This is a genomic window from Streptococcus sp. 1449 (assembly GCF_013276805.1).
Taxonomy (GTDB): domain Bacteria; phylum Bacillota; class Bacilli; order Lactobacillales; family Streptococcaceae; genus Streptococcus; species Streptococcus pseudopneumoniae.
Window position 1 is genome coordinate 1 of the sequence record NZ_VMLS01000056.1, and the last position, 2,790, is coordinate 2,790.

At 44.5% G+C, this 2,790-nt stretch carries 6 protein-coding genes and 1 pseudogene; all 7 read right to left on the bottom strand.

Annotated elements, in window-relative coordinates:
* Nucleotides 1-322 (bottom strand): annotated as a pseudogene (locus tag HT687_RS09535) (N-acetylmuramoyl-L-alanine amidase); the annotation flags it as partial.
* Nucleotides 322-657 (bottom strand): phage holin, encoded by a 336-nt coding sequence (locus HT687_RS09540; RefSeq protein ID WP_138700001.1) that lies wholly within the window; start codon nucleotides 655-657, stop codon nucleotides 322-324. The pseudogene HT687_RS09535 and the gene HT687_RS09540, both read right to left, overlap by 1 nt.
* 14 nt (nucleotides 658-671) lie before the next feature.
* Nucleotides 672-989: a hypothetical protein gene (locus tag HT687_RS09545; protein ID WP_023937803.1), complete on the bottom strand. Its 318-nt coding sequence runs from the start codon at nucleotides 987-989 to the stop codon at nucleotides 672-674.
* A gap of 8 nt (nucleotides 990-997) precedes the next feature.
* Nucleotides 998-1,780, bottom strand: a complete 783-nt coding sequence (locus HT687_RS09550; RefSeq protein WP_000067166.1) for a hypothetical protein — start codon at nucleotides 1,778-1,780, stop codon at nucleotides 998-1,000.
* A 5-nt stretch (nucleotides 1,781-1,785) separates the two neighbouring features.
* A complete protein-coding gene (locus HT687_RS09555; RefSeq protein ID WP_000381731.1) occupies nucleotides 1,786-2,106 on the bottom strand; it encodes a hypothetical protein in 321 nt (106 codons plus the stop codon).
* A gap of 6 nt (nucleotides 2,107-2,112) precedes the next feature.
* On the bottom strand, nucleotides 2,113-2,589 hold the full coding sequence (locus tag HT687_RS09560) for a hypothetical protein (protein ID WP_023937796.1): 477 nt from the start codon (nucleotides 2,587-2,589) through the stop codon (nucleotides 2,113-2,115).
* A 15-nt stretch (nucleotides 2,590-2,604) separates the two neighbouring features.
* Nucleotides 2,605-2,790 (bottom strand): hypothetical protein (locus HT687_RS09565; protein WP_205403301.1); only part of this gene is annotated, 186 nt, incomplete at its 5' end.

Genomic DNA, 2,790 nt, shown 5'->3' on the forward strand with positions numbered 1-2,790 from the left:
GTTCGATATACAGACGGTAGTCAGCCATGAACTCTTCTGTAGTTGAATGGCTTTCAATCAATTCAACTGCCGCATAGCTTTCCGCATTCCAACCGCCACCAACGTCCCACATTCCCTTGTTTACAGGGCCTACTTGCATGACACGACCGTTACCAACGACATGAGAGAAGAAGCCAAGCTCAGGGTTCTTTCTGTAGTGGTAGTCTGCCTCATTCTGAGCTGTTGAGTTGCGGTTGCCTGTTGAGTGGGCATGGACTTGTCGGTAAGGCTGCACCCCAACCTGTGGCAAGCCTGTACGTAGTCTGCTTGTATCGATATCCATTACTCTTGTCCTTTCCAAGCGTCGTTCATCTGCTTCACTGCGGACTCCACAAAGGTATCCAAGTCCTTATCGGTCATGCTGATCTTATATTTGGTCAGCTCTGCACGGATTTTAGCACGAGCTTGTTCAAGCTTTTCATCACCTTTAAAACCTGTCTCTTGAGCTACCTGCTCCACGGCATGAACTGCGTTCTTGGCTAGGATTTCAGCGATAATCACCGCTTTCTCTCCGCCTTTTCGCAAAAGATAATCTTTTACTGTTTTTACCATGCTGCCTGCGACTACCGCTAAAAAGCCTGTCGCAAAGGCAATGATGAGTTCGTTAAATTGTGTCATGTGTTGTTCCCTTTCTATTCTCTATAAAACTTAACATTAACGCTACCTATATACTCCCTTAAGTTTGTACCAGTTAGATATATGACTCCTCGGTTATACATATCAGCCTGAATTCTTATTAATTTGCTATTATTGAGTTGTACATATCGTATAGCAGCAACCTTAATATCATTACCTTTAATATCAATATTGTACCCACCCCAGTACTGCCACATTCTTGTGTTTAACACTTCCAATAATAATGACGGTCCACTCGACCACACCAACCTATCGCCAATATAGCGCTTGACAATCTCTCTACTTCCTAACATGATTCTTACTCTATCTCTCATAGCTTCACCTACTTAAAAATATCGTAAATCGTGTGAGGGTCTTTGGTAGTAATAGCATCGTACTGCTCTTGCGTACCGGCCCAATAGTTGAGTGCCTGCGAACCGTTCTGATTGACAATGTTCTGACCTGGAACTCCACTTCGCCCTTGTTCACCATCGTTGACATTATCCAAATGGGTAAAAGCAGAGGCTCTCAATCCTCTGTAATTCACTTCAATGCGAACTTCAAACCAACCACCAGAACGCTGAGAAGCACTCCATGTGCCAAATTTTCCTGCTGAATCAGGGGTCTGATTTCTCAAAGAACGCCAGTTTGTATAGCCAAAACCACGGTAGTAATAATCAAGAGTATAGCCGCTCGTGACTGCTTCGCCATCGTAGAATACATCCGCAAACAAATTCAATCGGCTAGTAGAGCCATTCTTATAAGAACCCTCAATACGAACGCTGGCATTCAAACTATGCCCATTATCCCCTTTTAAGCTATCCCGTTGAGTCGGTGTCAGCGTATCGAATGATGGACGATTTTCTAAGGCGGAAATCCTAGCCTTGATGGGGATATCATTGTACAACTCCCATTTTTGGGCATAAGTAGACAAGTCTTGGTGGGAGGTCAAGTAGCCTTTCTCTTCCAGCTCCGCTTTTGTAACGAGGGTTTCTGGATGGACTTTCGGTCTACTCTCAAGGGTGTCCAGTCTTTTCTTAACCTCCCTATCCTTTAGCTCTGAGTCTTCTTTGATAGCCTTGACATCCTCACCGATTGCTCTTGCTAGATTTTCAAGGTTACTCATAGCACTCACGCTTTCGCTGCGTTATAGGTTGCGACCAAGTCAAGGTTGGCAATCTGGTCTACACGTCCGCTGACTTCAGTTACTTTGCCAAGAAGTGCGCTATTTTCATCTTGTCCCATACTTGTGATTTTTTCTGCGATTTCTTTCAGTGTGTCCAAATTCTCAGGGGTACCTTCACCCAAGATTTCAGCCTTAACCTCGGATTTAGCACGGGTAATTGCTTGGTTCATGTCAGACGTGCTGACTTTCGTTTTCAGCTCTTCGTTTACCTTTTTGTTATCTTCCCCCACTGCCTGTGCGAATGCTGTTAATTTTGTAGTATCCATTTTGTGTTACACCTTTCCTAAATTGTAATAAAAGAGCAGGTCTGGCAATTCCTGACCTACTGGGCTCTCGCCTACAGTTCTACCTGCAAGCTGTTTTTCGACTTCTTTTGCAATATCCAGCTCTTTTAAAGCATGGACTTCTTCTGTAACCAATTCCTTATCTGAGGCGACTATCTTGATATGGACAGATTTATCACTAGGGAAAACATAGCCTCCAGCCGTGATTTCCAAGCGATAACTCCCAATCGGCAAGATAGCGTCCAGATGGAAACTCACACCTTGACTGGTAACAGCTACCTGCTTCTTCCACTGGTAGCCCTCCTTGGTCAGACTGATCAGCGCCTGCTCCCCTTCCAGAGAGGAGATGACTTGGTAGTCTTCGTCTAAGAGGGCAAAACCAAAGGTGGAAGCCAAGTCCCCTTGCTTAATCAGGTGACCGCCGTCAATCTGTGCGAGATTGGTCATATTGAGATTACAGACCATTCTGCACCTCTTTCTTTACTGTTTACTTTGTATCAAGGTTTTCAGTTCTCTCACATCTTCACCTAGCGATTTGACCTGTTCAGCCAGCACCAGAATAGCCTTGTTTTGTTCGTCATGGTTATCCAGTCTTTTGTTAGCCGACATTCGAAATTCGCGTAAGTTCTCAATGTCTTTTTCTATGGCTGTCATGCGATTTTCCTG

Bases quoted from the DNA above. Each gene is read 5' to 3' on its own strand.
- HT687_RS09555 (WP_000381731.1), bottom strand. From the start codon at position 2,106: ATGGATACTACAAAATTAACAGCATTCGCACAGGCAGTGGGGGAAGAT.
- HT687_RS09550 (WP_000067166.1), bottom strand. From the start codon at position 1,780: ATGAGTAACCTTGAAAATCTAGCAAGAGCAATCGGTGAGGATGTCAAG.
- HT687_RS09545 (WP_023937803.1), bottom strand. From the start codon at position 989: ATGAGAGATAGAGTAAGAATCATGTTAGGAAGTAGAGAGATTGTCAAG.
- HT687_RS09560 (WP_023937796.1), bottom strand. From the start codon at position 2,589: ATGGTCTGTAATCTCAATATGACCAATCTCGCACAGATTGACGGCGGT.
- HT687_RS09540 (WP_138700001.1), bottom strand. From the start codon at position 657: ATGACACAATTTAACGAACTCATCATTGCCTTTGCGACAGGCTTTTTA.